This window comes from Schumannella luteola, from assembly GCF_013408685.1.
Lineage (GTDB): Bacteria > Actinomycetota > Actinomycetes > Actinomycetales > Microbacteriaceae > Schumannella > Schumannella luteola.
This window is the reverse complement of the sequence record NZ_JACBZY010000001.1, coordinates 2,475,988-2,500,096: the sequence shown is the minus strand read 5'-3', so window position 1 is coordinate 2,500,096 and position 24,109 is coordinate 2,475,988. Positions and strand designations below refer to the sequence as shown.

At 72.2% G+C, this 24,109-nt stretch carries 20 protein-coding genes and 1 other RNA gene; 11 read left to right on the top strand and 10 right to left on the bottom strand.

Going from position 1 to position 24,109, the window contains the following annotated elements; all coding sequences use genetic code 11:
- Positions 1 to 5: 5 nt before the first annotated feature.
- The 3 genes from BJ979_RS11285 to BJ979_RS11275 all read right to left on the bottom strand — a co-directional run bounded on the left by BJ979_RS11285 (position 6) and on the right by BJ979_RS11275 (position 3,509).
- Positions 6 to 1,244: an MFS transporter gene (locus BJ979_RS11285; protein WP_179567908.1), complete on the bottom strand. Its 1,239-nt coding sequence runs from the start codon at positions 1,242 to 1,244 to the stop codon at positions 6 to 8.
- An 88-nt stretch (positions 1,245 to 1,332) separates the two neighbouring features.
- Entirely contained in the window at positions 1,333 to 2,643 is a 1,311-nt protein-coding gene (locus tag BJ979_RS11280) for a glycosyltransferase 87 family protein (RefSeq protein ID WP_179567907.1), read from the bottom strand.
- Between the two features lie 47 nt (positions 2,644 to 2,690).
- Positions 2,691 to 3,509, bottom strand: coding sequence for an ADP-dependent NAD(P)H-hydrate dehydratase (locus BJ979_RS11275; protein ID WP_179567906.1), 819 nt, complete (start codon positions 3,507 to 3,509; stop codon positions 2,691 to 2,693).
- 50 nt (positions 3,510 to 3,559) lie between these two features.
- Between BJ979_RS11275 and BJ979_RS11270 the strand changes: the two genes are divergently transcribed.
- Positions 3,560 to 4,171: an HAD-IA family hydrolase gene (locus BJ979_RS11270; protein ID WP_179567905.1), complete on the top strand. Its 612-nt coding sequence runs from the start codon at positions 3,560 to 3,562 to the stop codon at positions 4,169 to 4,171.
- A 100-nt stretch (positions 4,172 to 4,271) separates the two neighbouring features.
- A complete protein-coding gene (locus BJ979_RS11265; RefSeq protein WP_179567904.1) occupies positions 4,272 to 5,363 on the top strand; it encodes an NADH:flavin oxidoreductase/NADH oxidase in 1,092 nt (363 codons plus the stop codon).
- A 24-nt stretch (positions 5,364 to 5,387) separates the two neighbouring features.
- On the opposite strand, the gene BJ979_RS11260 is transcribed toward BJ979_RS11265, so the two are convergent.
- The 3 genes from BJ979_RS11260 to guaB1 all read right to left on the bottom strand — a co-directional run bounded on the left by BJ979_RS11260 (position 5,388) and on the right by guaB1 (position 9,374).
- The gene (locus tag BJ979_RS11260) at positions 5,388 to 6,425 is read right to left on the bottom strand and encodes a hemolysin family protein (RefSeq protein ID WP_179567903.1); all 1,038 of its coding nucleotides are present in this window, start codon (positions 6,423 to 6,425) and stop codon (positions 5,388 to 5,390) included.
- Complete coding sequence (locus tag BJ979_RS11255; protein ID WP_343046675.1) at positions 6,422 to 7,804, bottom strand: hemolysin family protein; 1,383 nt, start codon at positions 7,802 to 7,804, stop codon at positions 6,422 to 6,424. Before BJ979_RS11255 ends, BJ979_RS11260 begins: the two co-directional genes overlap by 4 nt.
- Positions 7,805 to 7,934: 130 nt before the next feature.
- Positions 7,935 to 9,374 carry a GMP reductase gene (gene guaB1 / locus BJ979_RS11250; protein WP_179567901.1) on the bottom strand — a complete coding sequence of 480 codons (1,440 nt, stop codon included), beginning with the start codon at positions 9,372 to 9,374 and terminating at the stop codon, positions 7,935 to 7,937.
- A 177-nt stretch (positions 9,375 to 9,551) separates the two neighbouring features.
- On the opposite strand from guaB1, the gene BJ979_RS11245 reads away from it, so the two are divergent.
- The 4 genes from BJ979_RS11245 to BJ979_RS11230 are packed head-to-tail and all read left to right on the top strand — an operon-like array spanning position 9,552 to position 16,226.
- On the top strand, positions 9,552 to 13,361 hold the full coding sequence (locus BJ979_RS11245; protein ID WP_179567899.1) for a multifunctional oxoglutarate decarboxylase/oxoglutarate dehydrogenase thiamine pyrophosphate-binding subunit/dihydrolipoyllysine-residue succinyltransferase subunit: 3,810 nt from the start codon (positions 9,552 to 9,554) through the stop codon (positions 13,359 to 13,361).
- Positions 13,362 to 13,399: 38 nt separating this feature from the next.
- A complete protein-coding gene (locus BJ979_RS11240) occupies positions 13,400 to 14,707 on the top strand; it encodes an AAA family ATPase (protein WP_179567897.1) in 1,308 nt (435 codons plus the stop codon).
- Positions 14,704 to 15,756, top strand: coding sequence for a tetratricopeptide repeat protein (locus BJ979_RS11235; protein ID WP_179567895.1), 1,053 nt, complete (start codon positions 14,704 to 14,706; stop codon positions 15,754 to 15,756). The genes BJ979_RS11240 and BJ979_RS11235 overlap by 4 nt, the downstream gene beginning before the upstream one ends.
- Entirely contained in the window at positions 15,753 to 16,226 is a 474-nt protein-coding gene (locus BJ979_RS11230; RefSeq protein WP_179567893.1) for a hypothetical protein, read from the top strand. The genes BJ979_RS11235 and BJ979_RS11230 overlap by 4 nt, the downstream gene beginning before the upstream one ends.
- A 71-nt stretch (positions 16,227 to 16,297) precedes the next feature.
- On the opposite strand, the gene BJ979_RS11225 is transcribed toward BJ979_RS11230, so the two are convergent.
- Both BJ979_RS11225 and BJ979_RS11220 read right to left on the bottom strand, forming a co-directional pair.
- Positions 16,298 to 16,531: an alpha-ketoglutarate decarboxylase gene (locus tag BJ979_RS11225; protein WP_179567891.1), complete on the bottom strand. Its 234-nt coding sequence runs from the start codon at positions 16,529 to 16,531 to the stop codon at positions 16,298 to 16,300.
- Entirely contained in the window at positions 16,528 to 17,211 is a 684-nt protein-coding gene (locus BJ979_RS11220) for a sigma-70 family RNA polymerase sigma factor (protein WP_179570266.1), read from the bottom strand. The genes BJ979_RS11225 and BJ979_RS11220 overlap by 4 nt, the downstream gene beginning before the upstream one ends.
- Positions 17,212 to 17,426: 215 nt before the next feature.
- On the opposite strand from BJ979_RS11220, the gene aroA reads away from it, so the two are divergent.
- The 4 genes from aroA (at position 17,427) to BJ979_RS11200 (ending at position 21,848) form a co-directional block, all read left to right on the top strand.
- The gene (aroA, locus tag BJ979_RS11215; RefSeq protein ID WP_179567889.1) at positions 17,427 to 18,836 is read left to right on the top strand and encodes a 3-phosphoshikimate 1-carboxyvinyltransferase; all 1,410 of its coding nucleotides are present in this window, start codon (positions 17,427 to 17,429) and stop codon (positions 18,834 to 18,836) included.
- 40 nt (positions 18,837 to 18,876) lie between these two features.
- Positions 18,877 to 19,914 (top strand): ribosome small subunit-dependent GTPase A, encoded by a 1,038-nt coding sequence (gene rsgA, locus BJ979_RS11210; RefSeq protein ID WP_179567887.1) that lies wholly within the window; start codon positions 18,877 to 18,879, stop codon positions 19,912 to 19,914.
- A gap of 37 nt (positions 19,915 to 19,951) precedes the next feature.
- The gene (locus BJ979_RS11205; protein ID WP_179567885.1) at positions 19,952 to 20,740 is read left to right on the top strand and encodes an inositol monophosphatase family protein; all 789 of its coding nucleotides are present in this window, start codon (positions 19,952 to 19,954) and stop codon (positions 20,738 to 20,740) included.
- A gap of 70 nt (positions 20,741 to 20,810) precedes the next feature.
- On the top strand, positions 20,811 to 21,848 hold the full coding sequence (locus BJ979_RS11200) for an isopenicillin N synthase family dioxygenase (RefSeq protein WP_179567883.1): 1,038 nt from the start codon (positions 20,811 to 20,813) through the stop codon (positions 21,846 to 21,848).
- Here the strand turns inward: BJ979_RS11200 and BJ979_RS11195 are convergent.
- Both BJ979_RS11195 and ssrA read right to left on the bottom strand, forming a co-directional pair.
- Positions 21,835 to 22,782 carry an aldo/keto reductase gene (locus BJ979_RS11195; RefSeq protein WP_343046674.1) on the bottom strand — a complete coding sequence of 316 codons (948 nt, stop codon included), beginning with the start codon at positions 22,780 to 22,782 and terminating at the stop codon, positions 21,835 to 21,837. The two genes, BJ979_RS11200 and BJ979_RS11195, sit on opposite strands and share 14 nt — an antisense overlap.
- Positions 22,783 to 22,884: 102 nt before the next feature.
- Positions 22,885 to 23,254: a transfer-messenger RNA gene (gene ssrA, locus BJ979_RS11190) on the bottom strand.
- A gap of 157 nt (positions 23,255 to 23,411) precedes the next feature.
- Between ssrA and BJ979_RS11185 the strand changes: the two genes are divergently transcribed.
- Entirely contained in the window at positions 23,412 to 24,095 is a 684-nt protein-coding gene (locus BJ979_RS11185; RefSeq protein WP_179567879.1) for an SIMPL domain-containing protein, read from the top strand.
- Positions 24,096 to 24,109 lie beyond the last annotated feature (14 nt).

Sequence of the window (24,109 nt, the reverse complement as noted above, 5' to 3'; positions counted from 1 at the left end):
CGGCCTCAGTCGGCCAGGTTCAGCCCGGCGATCGGTGTCATGGTGTCGGGTCGGGCCCGCTCGAGCGCGAAGCTGATCAGCGCGAAGACGAGACCGAGGGCCGCGACCGCGGCGCCGACCCACGCCGGCGAGGTGTAGCCGAGCCCCGCGGCGATCGTCGCGCCGCCGAGGGCCGCGCCCATGCTGTTGCCGATGTTGAGAGCCGAGTGGTTGAGGGCGGCGGCGAGCGTCTGCGCCTCGCCGGCCACATCCATCAGGCGCGTCTGCACGGCCGGACCGGCGCCGCCGCAGACGAAGCCGACCAGCAGCAGGCTGATGAAGAGGCCGACGGGCCACGCCGACAGCAGGGCGACGAGCACGCAGGCGACCGCGAGCGAGGGCAGCAGGATCAGCACCGCGCGCATGGCGCCGTGGTCGGCGAGGCGACCGCCGGCCACGTTGCCCACCGTCATGCCGATGCCGAGGGTGGCGAGAGCGAAGGGGACGAAGCCGGCACCGAGGCCGGTCACCTCGGTCGTGAGCTTGGTGACGTAGCTGTAGACCGCGAAGAATCCGCCGAAGCCGACCGCTCCGGCCGCGAGGGTGAGCCAGATCTGACTGCGGGTGAAGACCTTGAGCTCGCGGCGCAGGGTCGCCTTCGGGTCGCCCGGCGAGCTCGGCACCAGCAGCGCGATCGCGACGGCCGTCAGCGCGAAGATCGCGGCGACGACGACGTACGACACGCGCCAGCCGAACTGCTGGCCGAGGAAGGTGATCGAGGGCACGCCCACCACGTTGGCGATCGTGAGCCCGCTCAGCACGAAGGCGACGCCGCGCCCGCGCTTGCCGGGGCCCATGAGCTGGCCGGCGACGAGCGAGGCGATTCCGAAGTAGGCGCCGTGCGGCAGGCCGGCGACGAAGCGCGCGGCGACCAGGGTCTCGAAGGTCGGCGCGGCCGCCGAGAGCACGGTGCCGAGCGTGAACGCGATCGCCAGGCCGAGCAGCAGACCGCGGCGCGGCAGCTTCGCGGCGAGAGCGGCGATGGTCGGCGCGCCGACGACGACCCCGAGCGCGTAGGCCGAGATCACGATGCCGGCGCGGGCGATCGCCTCCTCGGGCTGGGCCCGGTTCAGCTCGGGGAGAACTTCCGCGGCGATCTCGGGCAGCACGCCCATGGCGACGAACTCGGTCGCGCCGATGGCGAAGCCGCCGAGCGCGAGAGCGAGGAGGGCGAGACGGACGCGGGCGGGCGACAGACCGGGCAAGGAAGACCTGCGATTCGAGACGAGATTCGGTGGTGGATGACGGCTCGCCGTCGAGCTGGTCGAGTCTAGTGGCGGCGGGACCCGCGGCTCAGCGTGCGGAGCCGAAGGTGGGCGCCTCACCGAGCGCCGAGACCCTGCTCTCCCCCGGCGACGCCGTGGCGCGGTGCGCGCGGAGCAGCGTCACCACCGCCCAGACCAGCAGCACGACGTCGAGCGCGTTGCGGAGCGTGAAGACGAGCAGCAGGGCCGGGTCGAGCGAGAGGAACCAGCCGTAGAGATACGGGTAGAAGCCCTGGGTGAGGCCGGCGATCGCGAGAGCGGCCACGGCGGGCACGCGGAACGACGGGCCTCCCGCGGCGCGCGCCACGAGCCCGAACGCGACCGGCACCGCGATCCAGCTCACGAACTGCGGCGAGCCGACCTTCTGGAAACAGATCAGCGCCATCACGACCGCGAGGGCGAGGGGCGGCAGCACGGCTGCCGTGGTGGCGCCGCGGCGCAGCGCGAGCACCGCGACCGCGAGGACCACGAGCACCACGACGACGAGCAACGGCGTCATGACGGCGCTTGCGACCTCCACGCCCGGTCCGCGCAGCTGATACGTGAGCAGATCGTTGTCGTAGTACAGGCTCGAGCCGCCCGGGCGGTGCGCGGCGGCATCCCACATCCAGAAGCTGCTGACCGGCGCCTCGACCTGCAGTCCGCGGTCGCCCTGCTCGGTCACGAAGCTCAGCACGTTCGCACCCGAGCCGAGGATCAGCGCGATGAGGATGATGACGACCGAGGTGCCGACCGCGTAGCCGATCGTGCGCAGCCGGTGCGGGGCGGCGACGAGGATCGCCCCGACGAGGGCCGCGGGCCACACCTTCATCCAGGCCGCCAGCGTCAGCACCACGATCGCGACGCGAGGGTGCGCGGCGAGCAGCAGCAGTCCGGCGAGCGACAGCGGCACCGTGACCGAGTCGATGCGGCCGAGGGCGATGGGGCCGAGCGCCAGCAGGAACGCGAGCCACCACCAGCCGGCCACGGCGCGGACACGGTCGCGCGCGGTGCCCAGCAGCATCGCGAAGGCGCCCGCGTTGAGCAGCATGATCAGGCTCAGCCAGCCCGCGGCGTAGTTATGCTCCCCCGCGATGCGGGCGATGAGCATCGGCACGAGGGCGAGCAGCGGGTAGACGAAGGGCTTGTCGATGCCGACCCAGCCGGCGCCGCCGAGCCCCTCGCGCGTCCACAGCGTGTAGACCCACTCGACGTCGCCCAGCGGGTAGCCGGTCTTCTCGCCGCCGAGCGCGATCGCGCCGACGACGAGGTGCACGACCACGAAGGCGATCCAGAGCGGCAGCGGATGCGCGACCAGCCGGCGCAGCGTCGACGCGGAGGCTTCGGCAGTCGACGTCACCCGCACAGCCTAGGTCGGCTCGGCTGTGACACGGGCCGAGGCGAGCTTCAGCGCGTCGCGACCAGGGCGGCGATCGCGCCCGGCAGCTCCGCGGCGAGATCGAGGATCGTCAGCGGCCCGCCGTGCGAGGCGCGCGCGGCGGCGAGGCCGTGCAGCACGGCCGCGGAGGCAGCCAGGTCGACCAGCACGCCGGGGTCGGAGGCGATCTCGTCGGCGTGCGTGGCGACGAGCGCCCCGAGGATGCCGGCGAGCGCATCGCCCGCTCCCGCGGTCGCCGTCCAGGTCGGCGCGGACCGCGCGACCAGCACCCGGCCGTGCGTATCCGCGGCGTAGGTGCTGTGCCCCTTGAGCAGCACCACCGCATCCAGCTCGCGCGCGGCCGCGACGGCCGCGGCGCGCGGGTCGGCGCTCACCTCGTCGCGCGTCGCGCCGGTGAGCCGGGCGAGCTCCCCCGCGTGCGGCGTCAGCACGACGGGCGCCGAGATGCGCGGGCGCAGCTCGAAGCCGCCGCCGTCGAGCACGGTCGGCACCGGCGAGGCGAGGGCGGGGGCGATGCGGTCCTCGCGCTGCGGATCGGGGTCGGCGGCATCCTGTCCCGAGCCGATCAGCCACGCCTGCACCCGACCGGGCCCGGCCACGACCTCAGGACGTCGCTGCAGCACGAGGCGGGTCGCCCTGCCGGGGCCGAGGTAGCGGATCATGCCCACGCCGGTGCGCATCGCCGCCTCCACCCCGAGCACGGCCGCTCCGAGATAGCGGGTCGAGCCGGTCACGATCCCGAGCACCCCGCGCGAGTACTTGTCGTCGTCGGGGCCCGGCACGGCGATCCAGCGGGCGGCGTCGGCGGGCTGGTGCAGAGCGTCCACGTCGTCACCCTAGCCAGCCGTCATGACACCCGGCGCAATAGCGTGGGCGCATGGCGATCTCGATCCCCGACCGCGTGGTGCTGCTCGACTACGGACAGGTGGTCTCGCTCGCACCGAGCGACGACGATCGGCGGGCGATCGAGTGGATCGCGGGCGGCGGAGACGAGATCTGGCCCGAGTACCAGCGGCTGCGGCATCCGCTCGACCAGGGCGCGATCACGGTCGACGAGTTCTGGACCCGCATCGGCGCGAGCGTCGGCCGCGAGTTCGACCTCGCCACGAGGCACGCGCTCTGGTCGGCCGATCTGCGCGGCTGGCTGACGGTCGAACCGGGCACCGTGCGCCTGGTCGACGAGCTGCTGCAGGGCGGCACGCGCGTCGCGCTGCTGTCGAACGCGGGCCACGACTTCGCCTCGCCGTATCGGGGATCACCGCTCGGCTCCCGTCTCGAGCGCGTCTTCGTCAGCGCCGAGCACGAGCTGCTCAAGCCGGATGCGCGGCTGTTCGAACTCGTCGCCGAGGAGCTCGGTGTGCCGACCGATCGCCTCGTGCTGATCGACGACCGCGCCGAGAACATCGCCGGCGTCGAGGCCGTCGGCGGAACAGGGCACCTGTTCACGACGCCGGACGCCCTGCGGGTCTTCCTGCTCTCGCTCGCCTGATCCCGTGGCGGCGCCCGGCCGTTCGCAGCGATCGCCCGCCGCGCAGCCCTCGCCGCCGTCCCCCTCGCTCGTCCATCGCTCCACCGCCCCGGGAGGCCCCGTGCCCACGCTCTTCGACCCGATCCGCCTGCGCGCGCTCGAGATCCGCAACCGCATCTGGATCCCGCCGATGTGCCAGTACAGCGTCACCGCGCGCGACGGCGTGCCCACCGACTGGCACCTCGTGCACCTCGGCGCCCTCGCCCGCGGCGGCGCCGGGCTCGTGATCGCCGAGGCGACCGCGGTGACCCCCGAGGGACGCATCTCGGCGCAGGACACCGGACTGTGGAACGACGACCAGGTCGCCGGCTGGCACCGGGTGACCGACTTCATCCGCTCGCAGGGCGCCGCGAGCGGCGTGCAGCTCGCGCACGCCGGACGCAAGGGATCGTCGTGGCCGACCGAGGCCGGCCGCGCGCCCGGCTCGCAGTCCGTGCCGCTCGACGAGGGCGGATGGACCACCGTGGCCCCGTCCGCCGTGCCGCTCGAGGACTACGCCGACCCGCGCGCCCTCGATCTCGCCGAACTGCCCGGCATCGTCGCCGCCTTCCGGGCAGCAGCCCGTCGCGCGCTCGACGCCGGGTTCGACCTGGTCGAGATCCACGCCGCGCACGGCTATCTGCTGCACCAGTTCCTCTCGCCGCTCTCGAACATCCGCGACGACGCCTACGGCGGCAGCCTCGAGAACCGCGCCCGTCTGCTGCGCGAGGTCGTGCGCGCCGTACGGGCCGAGGTCGGGACCGACGTGCCGTTGCTCGTCCGCGTCTCCGCGACCGACTGGGCCGACGGCGGCTGGGATGCGGAGCAGACCGTCGAGGTCGCCGGCTGGCTGCGCGACGACGGCGCCGATCTCTTCGACGTCTCCACCGGCGGACTCGTCGGCGGCGTCACCGTGCCGCTCGGCCCCGGCTACCAGGTGCGCTTCGCCGAGCGGGTCGCCGAGGCGGGAGCGCCGACGGCGGCCGTCGGACTCATCGTCACGCCCCGGCAGGCCGCCGAGGTCGTCGAGCAGGGCCGCGCCGACGCCGTGCTGCTCGGCCGCGCCACGCTGCGCGACCCTCACTGGGCGCTGCGCGCCGCGCACGAGCTCGGCGTGGACGCCGCCCCGTGGCCGCCGCAGTACCTGCGAGCGCGCACGAACCGGGAGTGGTGAGGGGACGAAGCCGCACCACTCCGGCTAGCGCCTCCGCGTCGCGTCCTGCACCTCGCCGACGAGCTCCTCGATGATGTCCTCGAGGAAGACGACGCCGCGGGTGGCGCCCTCCTCGTCGAAGGCGCGCGCGACGTGCAACCCCGAGCGGCGCATGATCGTCAGCGCGTCCTCGAGCTCCGCATCCCGGTAGACCGAGACGAGCTGGCGGATGCGCTTCGGCGGCACCGGCTCCTCCGACTCGTCGTCGTCGACGTCGATGACGTCCTTGAGGTGAACGTAGCCGGTCGGCTCGCCCGCCTCGTCGACGAGCACGTAGCGGCTGAAGCCGTGCTGCGCGACAGCGCGCTCGACGTCCGCCGGCGAGGCGTCCTCGGGCAGGGTGACGAGCTGCGGCATCTGCACCGCGATGTCGCGCACCGTCTTCTCCGTGAACTCGAAGGCGTTGCTGAGCGCGCCCGTCGTGTCGCTGAGCAGGCCCTCGCGAGTGGACGTCGCGACGATCGTCGCCACCTCATCCACCGTGAAGGCGCTCGCGGCCTCGTTCTTCGGCTCGATGCGGAACAGCCGCAGCACGCCGTTCGCGGTCTCGTTGAGCAGCCAGATGATCGGCCGGAACACGGTCGACACGAACACGAGCGGCGGCGCGAGCAGCAGCACGGCGCGGTCGGGCACCGAGAACGACAGGTTCTTCGGCACCATCTCGCCGAACACCACGTGCAGGAACGAGACGACGGTCAGCGTGATGATGAAGGCGACCGTCGTGATCACGCCCTCGGGCAGCGGGGTCAGCCCCAGCGGCACCTCGAGCAGGTGGTGGATGGCGGGCTCGGAGACGTTGAGGATCAGCAGCGAGCAGACGGTGATGCCGAGCTGGCTCGTCGCGAGCATCTGCGTCGCGTGCTCCATCGCCCACAGCGCGGTGCGGGCCGAGCGCGACCCGGCCTCGGCGCGCGGCTCGATCTGCGAGCGACGCGCCGAGATGACGGCGAACTCGGCGCCGACGAAGAAGGCGTTGACGAGCAGCAGGATGACGAGCCATACGATTCCCAGCACGTCGTTCATGCGCGGCCTCCCTTCGTCCGCTCAGCCGGGTCGGCGGATCCCGCCGTTCCCGCCGCGTTCGCTGCACCGGCCCCGCTCTCGTCATCCGAGCGCGGGGTGAAGCGCACCCGGTCGATACGGCGGCCGTCCATCCGCTCGACGCGGAACGCGCCCGCCTCGACCTCGACCGTGTCGCCGACCTGCGCCAGGCGCCCGAGCTCGCTCATGATCCAGCCCGCGACGGTCTCGTAGGGGCCCTCCTCGGGCACGGTCACGTTCGCGCGCTCCTGCAGCTCGTCGGGGCGCAGAGCTCCGGGGAAGGTCAGCCAGCCCCGGCTGCGTACCACGTCGGCACGCGAGCGGTCGTGCTCATCCGACACCTCGCCGACGAGCTCCTCGACCAGATCCTCGAGCGTCACGACGCCGGCGGTTCCGCCGTACTCGTCCATCACGACGGCCATCTGATAGCCGCGACCGCGCAGCTCACCCAGCAGCGAGTCGAGGCCCATCGTCTCGGGAACCCGCAGCGCCTCGGTCTGCAGCGCCGACACCGGCACCTGCTCCCGCCGGTCGCGCGGCACGCTCACGGCCTGCTTCAGGTGCACGACCCCGACGACGTCATCGATGTCGTCGTCGATCACCGGGAAGCGCGAGAAGCCGGTGCGCCGGGCGAGCCAGATCACGTCCTGCGCCGACTGGGTGCGATCGATGCTCGCCACGCGCGGGCGCGGGGTCATCGCATCGGAGGCGGAGTGCTCGGAGAAGGCGAGGGTGCGCGACAGCAGCGTCGCGGTCTCGCGGTCGAGCGCGCCCTCCGAGGCGCTGCGGCGCAGCAGGCTGCGCAGCTCCTCGGCCGTGCGCGCGGAGCTCAGCTCCTCCTTCGGCTCGATGCCGATGCCGCGCAGGATCGCGTTGGCCGTGTTGTTGAGCAGCGCCACGAAGGGCTTGAAGACGAGCGTGAAGCCGACCTGGAACGGGATGACGATCTTCGCCGTCGCGCGCGGCACCGCGATCGCGAAGTTCTTGGGCACGAGCTCGCCGAGGATCATCGACAGCAGCGTCGCCACGATGATCGCCACGACGGTCGCGATCGGCGCGACCGCCGGCTCGGGGAGCCCGATCGCCGCGATCACCGGCTCGAGGTAGTGGCTGAAGGCCGGCTCGAGCGTGAAACCGGTCAGCAGGGTCGTCAGGGTGATGCCGAGCTGCGCGCTCGAGAGGTGCGTCGAGGTGACCTTGAGCGCCCCGATGACCGGGTTCAGCATCCCCTCGCCCTTGTCGCGGCGCTGCTCGAGGTCGGCGCGGTCGAGGTTCACGAGCGAGAACTCGCTCGCCACGAAGAAGCCGGTGCCGATCGTCAGCAGCACGCCGACGATGAGCAGGATCCACTCGTAGCTCACGCGCGATCACCGCCCGCAGCGGACGAGGCGCGGATGCCGTGCACGCTCGAGCGCGCGCCGGGATGGTGGGAGGAGGGGCTGGGCGAAGATGGAGGGTCGTCCATGATTGCGGCAACTATAGCGGCGGGCCTCACCACGAGACCGGCAGCGCCTTGCCCTCCTCGTAGCCGGCCGCGCTCTGCACGCCGACCACGGCCCGCTCGCGGAACTCCGCCAGGCTCGTCGCGCCCGCGTAGGTGAACGAGCTGCGCACGCCCGAGGTGATCATGTCGAGCAGATCCTCGAGCGAGGGCCGCAGCGGGTCGAGGTAGATCTTCGAGCTCGAGATGCCTTCGGCGAAGAGCTCCTTGCGGGCGAGCTCCCACGGGTCGAGGCGGCCGAAGCGTGCGTGCACGGCCTTGGTCGAGGCCATGCCCCAGCTCTGCTTGTAGGAGCGGCCGTCGAGGTCGGTCTCGAGCTCGCCCGGCGCCTCGACGGTTCCGGCGAACCACGAGCCGACCATGACGGATGCCGCTCCCGCTGCCAGGGCGAGAGCGACGTCGCGTGGGTAGCGCACTCCCCCGTCGGCCCAGACCGTGGCGCCGAGCTCGCGCGCCGCCTCGGCCGTCTCGAGCACCGCCGAGAACTGGGGGCGGCCGACCGCGGTCATCATGCGGGTCGTGCACATGGCGCCCGGTCCGACCCCGACCTTGAGGATGTCGGCGCCCGCGTCGACGAGATCGCGCACGCCGTCGGCGGTGACGATGTTGCCGGCCGCGACGGGGACGCCGAGCTTCAGCTCGCTCACGATCTTGAGGGCGCGCAGCATCTGCTCCTGGTGCCCGTGCGCGGTGTCGACGACGAGCACGTCGACGCCGGCCGCGACGAGCGCGCGGGCCTTGGAGGCGACATCGCCGTTCACTCCGACCGCGGCGGCGACGCGCAGGCGGCCGCCCGCATCCACCGCCGGCGCGTAGAGCGCGCTGCGGAGGGCGCTGCGCCGGCCGAGGGTGCCGACGACGCGACCGTGCTCGCGCACGGTCGCGAACTCGCTGTCCGCGTCGACGAGCAGATCGAAGGCGCGGCGCGGGGAGTCGATGTCGTCGGCGTCGAGCGAGACGACATCCGCCTGCACCAGATCGCCGAGCCGGGCGTCGGGCAGCGTGTGCGCGAGACGATCGGCCGGGATCGCGCCGAGCTCGCGACCCGACGCGTCCTCGACCACGACGCCGTAGCCGGGCAGCGCCGGAACCTGCGCGCGCGCATCCGCCGCGGTCTGGTCCTCGTGCAGTCGGATCGCCGTGTCCCACCGCACCGACTGCTGCTTGACCCAGCGGATCGCCGCGTCGAGATCCTGCAGCGGCAGATCCTGCGGCAGCACGCCGAGCCCGCCGCGCCGCGCGAGCGAGGCCGCGAGTCGAGGCCCGGTGACCGAATTCATGTTCGCGGCGACGATCGGGATCGTCGCCCCGGAGCCGTCGTCGGGGGCGAGATCGACGTCGAGCCGACTCGTCACGGATGACCGACTGGGCACCAGGAAGACGTCGGAGTAGGTCAGATCATGGGCGGGCAGATCCCTCACGAACCGCATGCCCTCACGGTAACCGCAGAAACCCCCGAAAGTATCGGCCCGACACCCGGCTCACGGCGTCGCCGGCCCCTCCGCGAGCGTTAGGGTTGGAGGCGGTGCGACCGCTGTCGAGAGGCACTTCGGTCTCACCGGAACCTGATCTATTCGCAGCGAACAAGTGAGAGTGGGCGGTCGGCTGTGTCGAGCCACGTGACCGGTGTTACTCCGGAGGGCGAATCCGGAGCGTTCGGAGCCAACGAATGGCTCGTCGACGAGTTGTATGAGCGGTACCTCGTCGACAAGGAGTCGGTGGATCGGAGCTGGTGGCCCGTGCTCGAAGCACGGCACACCCAGGCGTCCGCCTCGGCCTCCTCCGACCCGACCCCGACCACCGCGATCCCCGTCGTCGGCACGGCCTCCGCCGAACCGACCGCAGCGGCACCGGCCGCGCCGGCGCCGTCCGAGGCCCCGGCCGCGCCCGCGACCTCGGCACCCGCCCCCGCGACCGAGCCGCCGACCACGACGGGCACCACGCCGGTCGCGCGCACCACCTCGGCCCAGCCGAAGCCGCAGCCGATCCCCGCCGACGCGCCGGCCGCCGCGCCCGCGACCGAGCAGCCCGAGACGACCGACATCGTCACCCCGCTGCGCGGCCTCGCGAAGACCATCGCGACCAACATGGACGCGAGCCTGACGGTGCCGACCGCGACGAGCGTGCGCACCATCCCGGCCAAGCTGATGATCGACAACCGCATCGTCATCAACAACCACCTGCGTCGCGCCCGCGGCGGCAAGATCTCCTTCACCCACCTCATCGCCTGGGCGATGGTGCGGGCGCTCGAGGAATTCCCGAGCCAGAACGTCTTCTACGACGAGGTCGAGGGCAAGCCCTCCGTCGTCGCGCCGGCGCACATCAACCTCGGCATCGCGATCGACCTGCCCAAGCCCGACGGCACCCGCGCGCTCATGGTGCCCGGCATCAAGCGCGCCGACACCATGAGCTTCGGCGAGTTCATCGCCGCCTACGAGGACGTCGTCTCCCGCGCCCGCAAGAACAAGCTGACGGCCGCCGACTTCCAGGGCGTCACGATCTCGCTCACCAACCCGGGCGGCATCGGCACCGAGCACTCGGTCCCCCGCCTGATGAAGGGCCAGGGCGCGATCATCGGCGCCGGCGCCCTCGAGTACCCGGCCGCGTTCCAGGGCTCCGCCCCGAAGACGCTCGCCGAGCTCGGCATCGGCAAGACGATCACCCTGACCTCGACCTACGACCACCGCGTCATCCAGGGCGCCGGCTCGGGCGAGTTCCTCAAGAAGGTGCACGAGCGCCTCATCGGCCAGCACGACTTCTACGAGGAGATCTTCGCCGCGCTGCGGATCCCCTACGACCCGATCCACTGGGCGGCCGACATCAACGTCGACCTCTCGGAGCGCGTCGGCAAGACCAGCCGCGTGCAGGAGCTCATCAACTCCTTCCGCGTGCGCGGCCACCTCATGGCCGACATCGACCCGCTCGAGTACAAGCAGCGCTCGCACCCCGACCTCGACATCGCGACCCACGGCCTGACGTTCTGGGACCTCGACCGCGAGTTCGTCACCGGCGGGTTCGGCGGCAAGCGCTCGGCACTGCTGCGCGACATCCTCGGCGTGCTGCGCGACTCGTACTGCCGCACCGTCGGCATCGAGTACATGCACATCCAGGACCCGGAGCAGCGCCGCTGGTTCCAGGAGCGCCTCGAGCGCCCCTACGAGAAGCCCGGCCACGACGAGCAGCTGCGCGTGCTGTCGAAGCTCAACGAGGCCGAGGCCTTCGAGACCTTCCTGCAGACCAAGTACGTCGGCCAGAAGCGCTTCAGCCTCGAGGGCGGCGAGTCGCTCATCCCGCTGCTCGACGAGATCCTGCAGGGCGCCGCCGAGGAGGGCCTCGACGAGGTCGCGATCGGCATGGCGCACCGCGGCCGCCTCAACGTGCTCACCAACATCGCGGGCAAGACCTACGGTCAGATCTTCCGCGAGTTCGAGGGCACCCAGGACCCGCGGATGCAGCACGGCTCCGGCGACGTGAAGTACCACCTCGGCACCGAGGGCACCTTCACGGCGGCGGACGGGTCGGAGGTCGCGGTGTACCTCGCCGCGAACCCCTCGCACCTCGAGGTCGTCGACGGCGTGCTCGAGGGCGTCGTGCGCGCCAAGCAGGACCGCAAGGGCGACGGCCAGTTCTCGACCCTGCCCCTGCTCGTGCACGGCGACGCGTCGATGGCCGGACAGGGCATCGTCGTCGAGGCCCTGCAGATGTCGCAGCTGCGCGCCTACAAGACTGGCGGCACCGTGCACGTCGTGGTCAACAACCAGATCGGCTTCACGACCTCGCCGCTCGACGCGCGCAGCTCGCTGTACTCGACCGACGTGGCGAAGACGATCCAGGCGCCCGTGTTCCACGTGAACGGCGACGACCCCGAGGCCGTCATCCGCGTCGCCGAGATCGCCTTCGACTACCGCCAGAAGTTCAAGCGCGACGTCGTCATCGATCTCGTCTGCTACCGCCGCCGCGGTCACAACGAGGGCGACGACCCGTCGATGACGCAGCCGCTCATGTACAACCTCATCTCGGCGAAGCGCTCGACCCGAACCCTCTACATGGAGGCGCTCATCGGTCGTGGCGACATCACTCAGGAGGAGTACGAGGCGACGCACCAGGACTTCCAGGACCGCCTCGAGCGCGCCTTCGCCGAGACCCACGCCGCCCAGACCGGCACGCTGCCGGTCATCACGGCCGACGGCGGCGCCGAGCGCGACCTCGAGCGTCCCGGCGCCCAGCAGAACGAGGACGACCGCACCGGCGAGCCGACCTCGACCGCGGTCGACGAGAGCGTCGTGCAGCTGATCGGCGACGCGCACGTCAGCCCGCCCGAGGGCTTCGCCGTGCACCCGAAGCTGCAGCAGCTGCTCAAGAAGCGCCAGACGATGACCCGCGAAGGCGGCATCGACTGGGGCTTCGGCGAGCTGCTCGCGTTCGGATCGCTGCTGACCGAGGGCACCCCGGTGCGCCTCGTCGGTCAGGATGCGCGCCGCGGCACCTTCTCGTCGCGCCAGGCCGTCTTCCACGACCGCGAGAACGGCCAGGAATGGCTGCCGCTCGGCAACCTCGCCGACAACCAGGCGAAGCTCTGGATCTACGACTCGCTGCTCAGCGAGTTCGCGGCCCTCGGCTTCGAGTACGGCTACTCGGTCGAGCGCCCCGACGCGCTCGTGCTCTGGGAGGCGCAGTTCGGCGACTTCGTCAACGGCGCCCAGACCGTGATCGACGAGTTCATCTCGGCGGCCGAGCAGAAGTGGAACCAGCGCTCCAGCGTCGTGCTGCTGCTCCCCCACGGCTACGAAGGCCAGGGACCCGACCACTCGTCGGCGCGCATCGAGCGCTTCCTGCAGCTCGCGGCGGAGGACAACATGACTATCGCGCGTCCGTCGACGCCGGCGTCGTACTTCCACCTGCTGCGCCGCCAGGCCTACGCCCGCCCGCGTCGCCCGCTCATCGTCTTCACCCCGAAGTCGATGCTGCGCCTGCGCGGCGCCACGAGCGACGTCTCGGCGTTCACCTCGGGTCGGTTCGAGCCGGTGATCGACGACGCGCGCATCCAGGACCCGAACGCGGTGAAGCGCGTGCTGCTGCACGCCGGCAAGCTGCACTACGACCTGGTCGCCGAGGCCGAGAAGCGCGAGACGGGCGACCAGATCGCCTTCGTGCGGCTCGAGCAGTTCTACCCGCTGCCGACCGAGCAGGTGCGCGAGGTCATCGCCCGCTACCCCTCGGCCGAGCTGGTCTGGGTGCAGGACGAGCCCGAGAACCAGGGCGCCTGGCCGTTCGTGAACCAGGAGCTCGCGCCGCAGCTCGACCGCCCGGTGCGCGTCGTGTCGCGCCCCGCCTCGGCGTCGCCGGCCGCGGGTTCGACGAAGCGCAGCGCGGCCGAGCAGGCCGAGTTCGTGGAGCGCGCCTTCCAGCTCGACTGAGCTGACGAGGCGCGGATGACGGCGCGGACGCGGAGACGATGGACCACGAGCTGATCCTGAGGTCTCTGCGCCGCGCCGTCGCCGCATCCCCGGACGACCGCGCGCTGCGGCGTCATCTGGCGCGCACCCTGGTCGAGGCGGGCGCCGGCGAGGAGGCGATCGCGCACCTGAGCACCCTGCTCGCCGCGGACGCCTCCGATTCCGAGTCGGCTCAGCTGCTCGAGCGCGCGCTCGCCGCCTCGATCGACAGCGCAGCCGACCAACCCGACGACGGAGCCGTCGACAGCGCGCCGACGTCGGCGGATGACGGCCCGACCGCGCCTGAGAGCGGGCCCCGTGCCGCCGAGCTCGCATCCGAGCCCTCGCCCAGCGCCGCCGAGTTCGACTGGGCCGCGGCCGAAGCGCAGGTCGACGGCCTCGTCGACCCGATGTTCGTGGGCGGCGACGGCGACGAGCCCGACACCGGCGCCTTCGACGTCGAGCGCAGCGGACTCACCCTCGCCGATGTCGGCGGCATGCAGCACGTCAAGGAGCGCCTCGACGCCGCGTTCCTGGCGCCGATGCAGAACGAGGAGCTGCGCCGGCTCTACGGCAAGAGCCTGCGGGGCGGCCTGCTGCTCTACGGTCCGCCCGGCTGCGGCAAGACCTTCCTCGCCCGGGCGGTCGCCGGCGAGCTCGGAGCGTCGTTCATCTCGGCCGGCGTCGCCGACATCCTCGACCAGTACCTGGGCACGAGCGAGCGCAACCTGCACGAGCTGTTCGAGCTCGCCCGGCGCAACGCCCCCTGCGTCGTGTTCCTGGACGAGCTGGATGCGCTGGGCGTGCGCCGCACCCAGACCCGGCACAGCGGCATGCGCAACATCGTGGTGCAGCTGCTGCAGGAGCTCGACAGCATCGGCGCCGACAACGAGGGCGTCTTCGTGCTCGCCGCGACGAACCAGCCCTGGGACATCGACCCCGCGCTGCGCCGCCCGGGACGCCTCGACCGCACGCTCCTCGTGCTGCCGCCCGACCAGGTGGCGCGCGAGGCCGTGTTCCGCGTGCATCTGCGCGACCGGCCCGTCGAGTCGATCGATCTCGCCGAGCTCGCGCGCCGCTCCGACGGACTCACGGGCGCCGACATCGCCTACGTCACCGAACTCGCCGCAGAGCGAGCCCTGCTCGACAGCGTGCGCAGCGGCACAGCGCGGATGATCGGCATGCCCGATCTGCTCGCCGCGCTGCGCGAGGTGCGGCCGTCGACGGGAGCCTGGCTGGATGCGGCGCGCAACGTCGTGCTGTTCGGCGACGACGACGGCACCTTCGACGAGCTGCGCGGCTACCTGAAGAAGTCGAAACGTCTGTGAGCGACCGACTCGATCGCGCGCAGGCGCTGCTCGCGGCCGGCCGGCCTCATGACGCCCTGCAGGAGGTCGGCGCTCACCTGCGCGAGTTCCCCGACGACCCGTGGGCGATGCTCGTCGCCGCCGACGCCTATCGTCAGACGGGCCGGTCGGACGAGGCGCTGCGGATGGCGCAGGCCGCGGTGTCGCGCGTGCCCGACGATGCGGACGCCTGGCGGGTGCTCGCCCACGCGCAGGCCGGAACCGGGCAGCACCGTGAGGCGCTCGAGTCGGCGATCCGCTGCGCCGATCTCGCCCCGCAGGAGTGGGCGAGCCACGCGACCGTCGCCGTGATCGCGACCGAGATCCCGAGCCGGCGCGACATGGCCATCCAGGCCGCAACGACGGCCTGCTCGCTCGCACCGCAGGAGCCGCAGGCGCACTTCGTGCTCGGCAACGCCTACCTCGAGCGGCAGAACTGGCGAGCCGCCGAGCAGGAGTACCGCACGGTGCTCGCCCTCGACCCGCACGACGAGGGGGCGCAGCACAATCTCGCGGTCGTGCAGCTGCAGCGCGATCCGGCCGGCGCCGCGCTCGAGCTGTCGCGTCTGAGCGCGGTGGATGCCGCCGGTGGCCTCGCCCGCCACAACCTTCTGGTTGCCCTCGGCAACCTCGTCACGCAGGCGCACGCCGTGATCTTCCTCGGGCTCTTCCTCGCCGTGCAGGTGCTGCGCCTCTCCGACCTGCCGCAGGACGCCGCCCGCGTGGTGCTCATCGTGCTCGGGGTGCTCGCGGCCCTCGGCACGGCATTCCTCGCCGTGCGCGCGCGGCGACGACTCGGATCGCGCTTCCGTCCGCTCGCGAAGCTCGTGCTGCACGCCGACCGGCTGCTGGCCGCGTGGGTCGTGCTCATGGGCGGCGCGCTGCTCGCGCTGCTCGTCAGCGGCGTGCTGCCGCCGGCGGCGTGGACCTGGGCGATCGGCGTCGGCGGCGCGCTCGTGCTGACGAGCGTCATCCTCGGCGTCGTGCGGCGCCGCCGTCAGCGTCGCCGCCGCGACGCACTCGGCGCATGAGCGACGAGACCGCGTCCGATCGCGCACGTGCGGCGCGCGGCGACGCCCGTCCCGACGATCCGCGCTGGTCGGCTCTCGCGATCCCCGCGAGCGAAGGCGGGCCGCCCGTGATCTCGGCGGACGCGCTCGCGTCGGCATCCGCACCGTTTCCCGTTCGACCCGCCGCGGTCATCCGGGATGCCGCATCCGACACGGCGAGGCAGGGTCCGGAGCCCACGAGATCGGGTCCGGTCAGCCCGGCGCCCGGGCCCGCGCCCGCCGCTCCTGCTCCGTGGGCGCTCGGCTGCACGGCGCTGATCGTGATCGTGGTGCTGATCGGCCTCGTGGCGGCGCTGACGTCGACCGCCTGGACCCAGATGTCCCCGTCGGGGATCGGTCTGGCCGCCATCGGGATCGGTGCCGCCGGGGCGTTCGCGGCCGGTGGCGCAGTCGCCGTCGTGCGCGGCGTGCTGGCACGCCGTCGACGCTGACCGCGCGCGCGACGCACATGCAGCGCCGCCGCAGCCGCCGCGGTCAGCCGCGAGCGACCGGCGGCGAGGACTCAGACGTGCGCGTTGAGACGCGCGAGGATCGACTCGCGAAGCTCCTCCGGAGCCTTCTCCTGGCAGGCGCTGCGCACCTTCTGCATGAGCGTCAGGCCGACGGCCGCCTCGGTCTCGCACTCGACGCATCCGGCCAGGTGCTCCGAGACGTCCTTGAAGTCGTCATCGCTCAGCTCGCGGTGCAGGAACTCCTCGAGCTCCGCCTTCGCTTTGTCGCAACCGCAGTCGGTCATCGTCCTCTCCTCGGGGTGTCAGCGACGACGAATCCGCGGTCGCGTGCGTAGTCGGCGAGACGCTCGCGCAGCAGGCGGCGTCCACGGTGCAGTCGGCTCATGACGGTGCCGACCGGGGTCTTCATGATGTCGGCGATCTCCTGGTAGGCGAATCCCTCGACGTCGGCGAGGTAGACGGCCATGCGGAAGTCCTCCGGGATCGACTGCAGCGCCTCTTTGACGTCGCTGTCGGGCAGGTGGTCGATCGCCTCGGCCTCGGCCGAGCGGGTGGTGCGACCCTGCGTGAGCGATTCGGCCGAGCCGAGCTGCCAGTCCTCGAGCTCGTCGATCGCGTTCTGGTACGGCTGCCGCTGGCTCTTGCGGTAGCTGTTGATGAAGGTGTTGGTGAGGATGCGGTACAGCCACGCCTTGAGGTTCGTGCCCTGGCGGAACTGGGCGAAGGCGCTGAACGCCTTGACGAAGGTCTCCTGCACCAGGTCGCCGGCGTCGGCGGTGTTGCGGGTCATGCGCAGCGCGGCGGCGTACAGCTGATCCATGAAGGGCAGCGCCTGCTCCTCGAAGAGGCGGCGCAGCTCCTCGGGCGGGAGCGCGCTGCGAACGCGCCCGTTGAGGTCCTCGTCGACGTCGGCGAGGTCATCGTCGTGATCGACCTCGCGCGCCGGGGCGTCACCGGTCGGCATCGGCGCGGCGCCGCGATCGGCGTCGTCCGTGCGGTCCGCGGCGTCGTCGGAGAGGTCGTTGTCGAGCTCGTCGTCGACGAGTTCTGAGTCGTCCCTGTTCATCGGCGACGAGTCTACTTCCGCGCGCCCGAGCACTCGGGTCGGGCGGGGGGCTTCGAGTACAGCCACGGGCGCTCCTCCTCGCCCGGGATGACGGGCGATATCCTGGTGAACCGATGCAGCTCTCCACCTATTCCGCGCCCGACTTCGATCCCTATGGCGACCGCGCCCCCGAGCAGCCGGAGCCCGGCCCCTGGGCGGCGCCGACGGCGACCGGTCCGCTGGATGCCCGGCTCACGCTGCCGGGGTCGAAGAGCCTCACGAACCGCGAGCTCGTGCTCGCCGCTCTCGCCGACGGCCCCTCGCTGCTGAGACGCCCCCTGCACTCGCGCGACTCGGCGCTGATGATCGAGGCCCTCCGCGAGCTGGGCGTGCAGATCGACGAGGTGCCGGGCGACGGCGACTTCGGGCCGGATCTGCGCATCACGCCCCCCGAGGAGCTGAGCGGATCCAGCTCGATCGACTGCGGCCTCGCCGGCACGGTCATGCGCTTCGTGCCGCCGCTCGCGGCGCTCGCGCTCGGTCCGGTCGTCTTCGACGGCGACCCGCACGCTCGCAAGCGCCCCATGCGCACGACGATCGACTCGCTGCGCGCGCTCGGCGTGGATGTCGCCGACGAGGGCCGCGGCGCCCTGCCCTTCACGGTGCACGGCACGGGTCGCATCGAGGGCGGCGAGCTGGAGATCGACGCCTCCGCCTCGAGCCAGTTCGTCTCGGGCCTGCTGCTCGCGGCCCCGCGCTTCGAGAAGGGCCTCACGCTGCGCCACACGGGCGAGCGACTGCCGAGCATGCCGCACATCGAGATGACGATCGCCACGCTCGCCGCCCGTGGCGTCGAGGTGATCTCGCCCGAGCCGGGCGTCTGGATCGTGCCGAACGCGCCCATCCGCGCGCTCGACGTCGACATCGAGCCCGACCTCTCGAACGCGGCCCCGTTCCTCGTCGCCGCGCTCGTCGCCGGCGGCACGGTGACGATCGACTGCTGGCCGGCCTCGACGACGCAGGTCGGCGACCACCTGGCCGAGATCCTGCCGCGCTACGGGGCGACCGTGCGCCGCGAGGGCAGCAGCCTGACGGTCGACGGCGGCGTCGGCGTGCTCGGCGGCGCACAGATCCCCGCGGTCGACCTCGATCTCAGCGAGGGCGGCGAACTCGCGCCCTCGATCGCCGCACTCGCGGCCTTCGCCGACGGCGCCTCGTCGATCACCGGAATCGCTCACCTGCGCGGCCACGAGACCGACCGCCTCGCGGCTCTCGCCGCCCTGTTCGCCGACCTCGGCGGGCAGGTGACCGAGATCGACGACGGGCTCGCGTTCCGCGCGCAGCCGCTGCACGCCGGCCCCTGGCGTGCCTTCGACGACCATCGCATCGCGACCGCCGGGGCGATCGTCGGCCTGGCCGTGCCGGGCGTGACCGTCGACGACATCGGCGCGACCGCGAAGACGCTGCCGCAGTTCCCGGAACTGTGGGAGCGGATGCTCGGGCTGCGCGCCGCCTCGGCGCCGAACCCGGCGGGGCTGCTCTGAACCCCGCGGCGCAGGGCGTCTCGACGACGGGCTCGGCCGGATGAGCTGGCTACCGCCCGACGACGACGCGCTCGACGCCTGGGACGACTCGTCGTACCGGGCCCGCCCGAACCCGAAGTCGAACCGCCCGCGCACCAAGCGCCGCCCCGAGCACGCGGACGCCGCGATCGGCCGCATCATCACGGTCGACCGCGGCCGCTACGGCGTCCTGGTCGACGAAGACGGCGACCAGGAGCGCGAGATCACCTGCACGCGCGCCCGCGAGCTGCGCAAGGCCGCGATCGTCACCGGCGACGAGGTGGATGTGGTGGGCGACACCTCGGGCGATGAGGGCACCCTGGCGCGCATCGTGCGCATCCGACCACGCCGCACCCTGCTGCGCCGCAGCGCCGATGACACCGATGCCGTCGAGCGCGTCGTCGTCGCGAACGCCGAGCAGCTGCTGATCGTGGTCGCCGCCGCGAACCCCGAGCCGCGGGCCCGCCTCGTCGACCGCTACCTCGTCGCGGCGTACGACGCCGGCATCCGCCCGATGCTCGTGGTGACCAAGACCGACCTCGCCGATCCGGCGCCGTTCCTGGCGAACTTCGACGGCCTCGACCTGCCGGTGTTCACGAGCGCGAAGGGCGAGGCCCCGATCACCGAGCTCATCGAGGTGCTGCGCGACCGCAGCACCGTCGCGGTCGGCCACTCGGGCGTCGGCAAGTCGACGCTCGTCAACGAGCTCGTGCCCGGCGCGGGCCGCGCGACCGGCGTCGTCAACGCGGTCACGGGTCGCGGCCGGCACACCTCGTCGTCGACGGTCTCGCTGCGCCTGCCCGGCGGCGGCTGGATCATCGACACCCCGGGCGTGCGCTCCTTCGGCCTCGGCCACGTCGACCCCGACAACGTCATCCGGGGTTTCAGCGACCTCGCGGCCGTCGCGGAGGAGTGCCCGCGCGGCTGCACGCACCTCGCCGACGCCCCCGACTGCGCACTCGACGAGGCCGTCGAGGACGGCCGGCTGACGCCGGAGCGCGTCGACTCGATGCGCCGCCTGCTCGCGACCCTGCGCCCTGGGATCTCGCGCGCCGAGTGAGCACCGGCGGTTCACCCCGCGCCGCTAGCCTGACGGGATGACCGACTACAGCCTCGCCGACGACCTCGCCGTCGCGCTCTCCCTCGCCGCCGAAGCCGACCTGGTCTCGCTCGATCGCTACCGCGCCGCCGACCTCGACGTGTCGCTCAAGGCCGACCGCACGCACGTGACGGATGCGGACACGCGGGTCGAGAAGGTCATCCGCGAGCAGCTCGAGGCCGTGCGCCCCGGCGACGCGATCTTCGGCGAGGAGTTCGGCGGCGAGCTCGGCGACGGCCGCGTCTGGGTTCTCGACCCGATCGACGGCACCGCGAACTTCCTGCGCGGCGTGCCCATCTGGGGCACCCTCATCGCCCTCGTCATCGACGGCGTGCCGCAGGTCGGCGTCGTCAGCTCCCCCGCCCTCGGCCGCCGCTGGTGGGGCGCCACCGGTCACGGCGCCTTCGTGCAGCAGCAGGACGAGGCGCCGCGCCGCATCCAGGTCAGTGACGTCGCGACCCTCGGCGAGGCCAACATCAGCTACAACTCCTTCCAGGGCTGGGATGCCGAGGGCCGCCTCGAGCAGCTCACGGCGCTCAACCGCGCGGTCTGGCGCAGCCGGGCGATCGGCGACATCTGGTCGTACATGCTCGTCGCGGAGGGCGCCGTCGACATGGCCGGCGAGTACGACCTGAAGCCGTGGGACCTCGCGCCGATCGCGCCGATCGTGCGCGAGGCCGGTGGCCGATTCACCTCGCTCGACGGCGGCGACGACCTCGGCGCCGGCAGCGCACTCGCGACGAACGGGCGCGTCCACGACGCGGTGCTCGCCATCACCGCACGCTGAACCGGGCGATCCCGCGCGCTATCGGGCAACACGGTCACCTATAGGTGCCAGAACCGGGCATTATGAGTACGTGCTCGAATCGCTCCCCATCCTCGACCTGTCCCGCCTCGACGCCGGAGCTCAGGAGGCCGACGCCTTCCGCGCCGAACTGCGCCAGGTGACCCGCGACGTCGGCTTCTTCTACCTCGTCGGCCACGGCATCGAGCAGCAGCTCATCGACGACGTGCTGGCTCTGTCGCGCCGCTTCTTCGAGCTGCCCGACGAGGCGAAGCTCGATATCGAGAACATCCACAGCGCGCAGTTCCGCGGCTACACCCGGGTCGGCAAAGAGCTCACGGTCGGCCGCGTCGACTGGCGCGAGCAGATCGACATCGGCGCCGAGCGCCCGACGGTCGACGGCGACGAGGACTTCTGGCGCCTGCAGGGCCCGAACCTGTGGCCGACCGCGCTGCCCGAGCTGCGGCCCGTCATCGAGCGCTGGATCACCGAGCTGAGCGACCTCTCGCGACGCCTGCTGCGCACCTGGGCCGTCGCGCTCGGCGCCCCGGAGGACTCCTTCGACGCGGCCTTCGGCGCCGACGACGCCTACCCGCTGCTGAAGATCGTGCGCTACCCCGGCAGCCCGGCCGGACGCGAGGGCCAGGGCGTCGGCGAGCACCGCGACGGCGGCGTGCTGACGCTCCTGCTCGTCGAGCCGGGCAAGGAGGGCCTGCAGGTCGAGCACGAGGGCGAGTGGATCGACGCCCCGGCCCTGCCCGGCGCCTTCGTCGTGAACATCGGCGAGATGTTCGAGCTCGCCAGTGAGGGCTACCTCCGCGCGACGCTGCACCGCGTCTTCTCCCCCGCCGAGCGAACCGACCGCATCTCGGTGCCGTTCTTCTTCAACCCCGCCCTCGACGCCCGGATGCCGCAGCTCACCCTGCCGCCCGAGCTCGCCGCCGAGGTGCGCGGGGTCACCGCCGACCCCGAGAACTCGAAGATCCTCGAGGTCTACGGCGAGAACGTGCTGCGCTACCGCCTGCGCGCGCACCCGAATGTCGCCGAGATCCACCACCCGGATCTGCTCGCGGCTCGCGCGAGCGCGGCAGCCGCGGTCAGCCCCAGCTGAGCGCCGAGAGGGCGGCCCAATAGTCCGCGGGTGCCTGCGAGAGAGCGCCGAGCGACGCCGTCGCCGAGGTGGCCGGCGTCGCCCGCACGTTCTGCGCGAGCTGGTCGCGGGTCACCGCTCCGAGCAGCACGATGTCGGCCCACGGCTCGGCGAGCACCGTGCCCACAGCGAGTTCATCGGCGGTCGCGCCGGCGGCCTCCGCCGCGGCAGCCAGCTCGACCGGGGCGGAGCCCGGCGCGAGCCGCCCGTTCGCGAGCGACTCCTTGACCACGACGAGCCAGCCGGCGTCGTGCGCGCGCGACAGCGCCGCGCCGGCGGAGTGCTCCAGGAGATTCCAGGTCGACTGCACGGCGCTGAACGGCGAATCGGGCAGGGCGAGCGCGCGATCGATCACGGCCCCCTGCTCGGGTCCGCTGGTCGAGAAGCCGATCAGCACGCCCTCCTCGCCGAGCTCGCGCAGCCGGTCGAGCAGCGGGGCGTCGTCCAGCGCGGGGCTGTCGGGGGTGAGCGAGTGGATCAGGTAGACATCCGGCGCATCGCCGAGAGCGTCGAGGGTCTCCGGCCACTGACGTTCGAGCTGCGCGAGGCTGTGCTCCTTGCGCTCGTGCACGGCCGCATCCATCTGCCAGCCGCCGACGTAGGAGTAGCCCCACTTCGACCCGATCGTCAGCTCCTCACGCCGACCCGGATGCGCGGTCAGCCACGAGCCCAGGAACTCCTCGGCTCGACCGTAGGAGCGCGCGGCGTCGAAGTAGCGGATGCCCGCATCCCAGGCGGCATCGAGCATCTGGTGGGCGTGGGCGCGCATCCACTCGACCGTGCGGTCGCCCGGGGCACCGAGATCCGCGTCGCGGTGCACGGTGATGTAGGCGGGGCGTCCCAGCGCGGCGAGACCGAGCCCGAGACGGTCGACGGCGGATGCGGGTTCGGTCACGACAGATCCAGACGTCAGGGTGCGACGGCGACACCGCGACAGCGGCATGGGCGGCATCGGCACGGAGAAGCCGGCGGACCCCACAACGCGCGACATGACCGGTGGTGGAGATGGGGGGAATCGAACCCCCGTCCACTGCTGCAAGGCTGCGCCTTCTACGGGCGTAGTCCGTGGAAGCGTTCTGCTCGGCCCCGATCTTTGTCACGAACGCCTAGATCGACGGGCCCAGTCTCAGTGCAAGTCCCGCGGTGCCCTGAGACACGACACCGCAGCGAGCCCTCTAAATGACGCCAGGGTCCGGGGCGAAGGCGAACCCGGTCTGACGGACTTTCAACCCTGCTTAGGCAGCGAGGGCGAAGTCGGTGCGCTTGGAATTGGCACCTATAAGTTGCAGAGATCGTTAACGAGATAACCCTGCATCCTCGGCCCGCTTCTCGCAGGGTCACAGGCAATGTCGAAACCGATCATCCCCGTGCCGCACAACCACCGCGATCTCGAGCGATCGAGAGAGCGGATGCTGCGGGCCATGTCGCGCGCTGTGGAGTTGCCAAGTCCGCTCGGGAACCGAGCGGCGTCCCAGTCTAAGCGCACACCGCTGACATCCGCACGGTCGGTGCGAGGATGAGCCCATGAGCGACGTCACGATCACGGTGCAGGGCGAGCACGAGACCTGGTTCGAGGCGGAGCGCGCGACGCTCGACCTCGCGATCGCCTTCGACGGCGGGGATCGCGAGGAGGTGCTGCGGCGCGCGAGCGACGCGGCCGCCCGGGTATCCGCCCGGCTCGAGCCGTTGCACGCCTCGGGTGCTGTGACCCGCTGGTCATCCGATCGCGTGCACGTCAGCGCGCAGCGCCCCTGGAACAACGAGGGCCGTCAGCTGCCGCTCGTGCATGCCGCGAATGTCGCCGTTCAGGCACGATTCCGCGACCGCGATGCGCTGGCTGCCGTCGTCAACGATCTCGCCGACCTCGACGGCGTGCAGATCACCGGCATCACCTGGGACCTCTCGGGCGAGACCCGACGCGCTGCCCTCGCCGAGGCGCAGACGGCCGCCGTCCGCGCCGCCGTCGCGAAGGGCGAGATCTACGCCCGGGCCGCTGGACTCAGTGCGGTCGCGCCGCTCGCGATCGCCGACCCCGGCATGCTCGCCGATGGCGGAGCGACCGGCGGCGGCGGGGTCTTCCCGGGGGCGGCCGCGCCGAAGATGATGCGCGCGGCCGCCGACAGCGCCGGCGGCGCGGCGGGCTTCGACCTGGTGCCCGAGCGCATCCGCATCGTCGCGCAGGTGGATGTGCGGCTCAGCGCGAGTTGACGATCGAGCCGGTC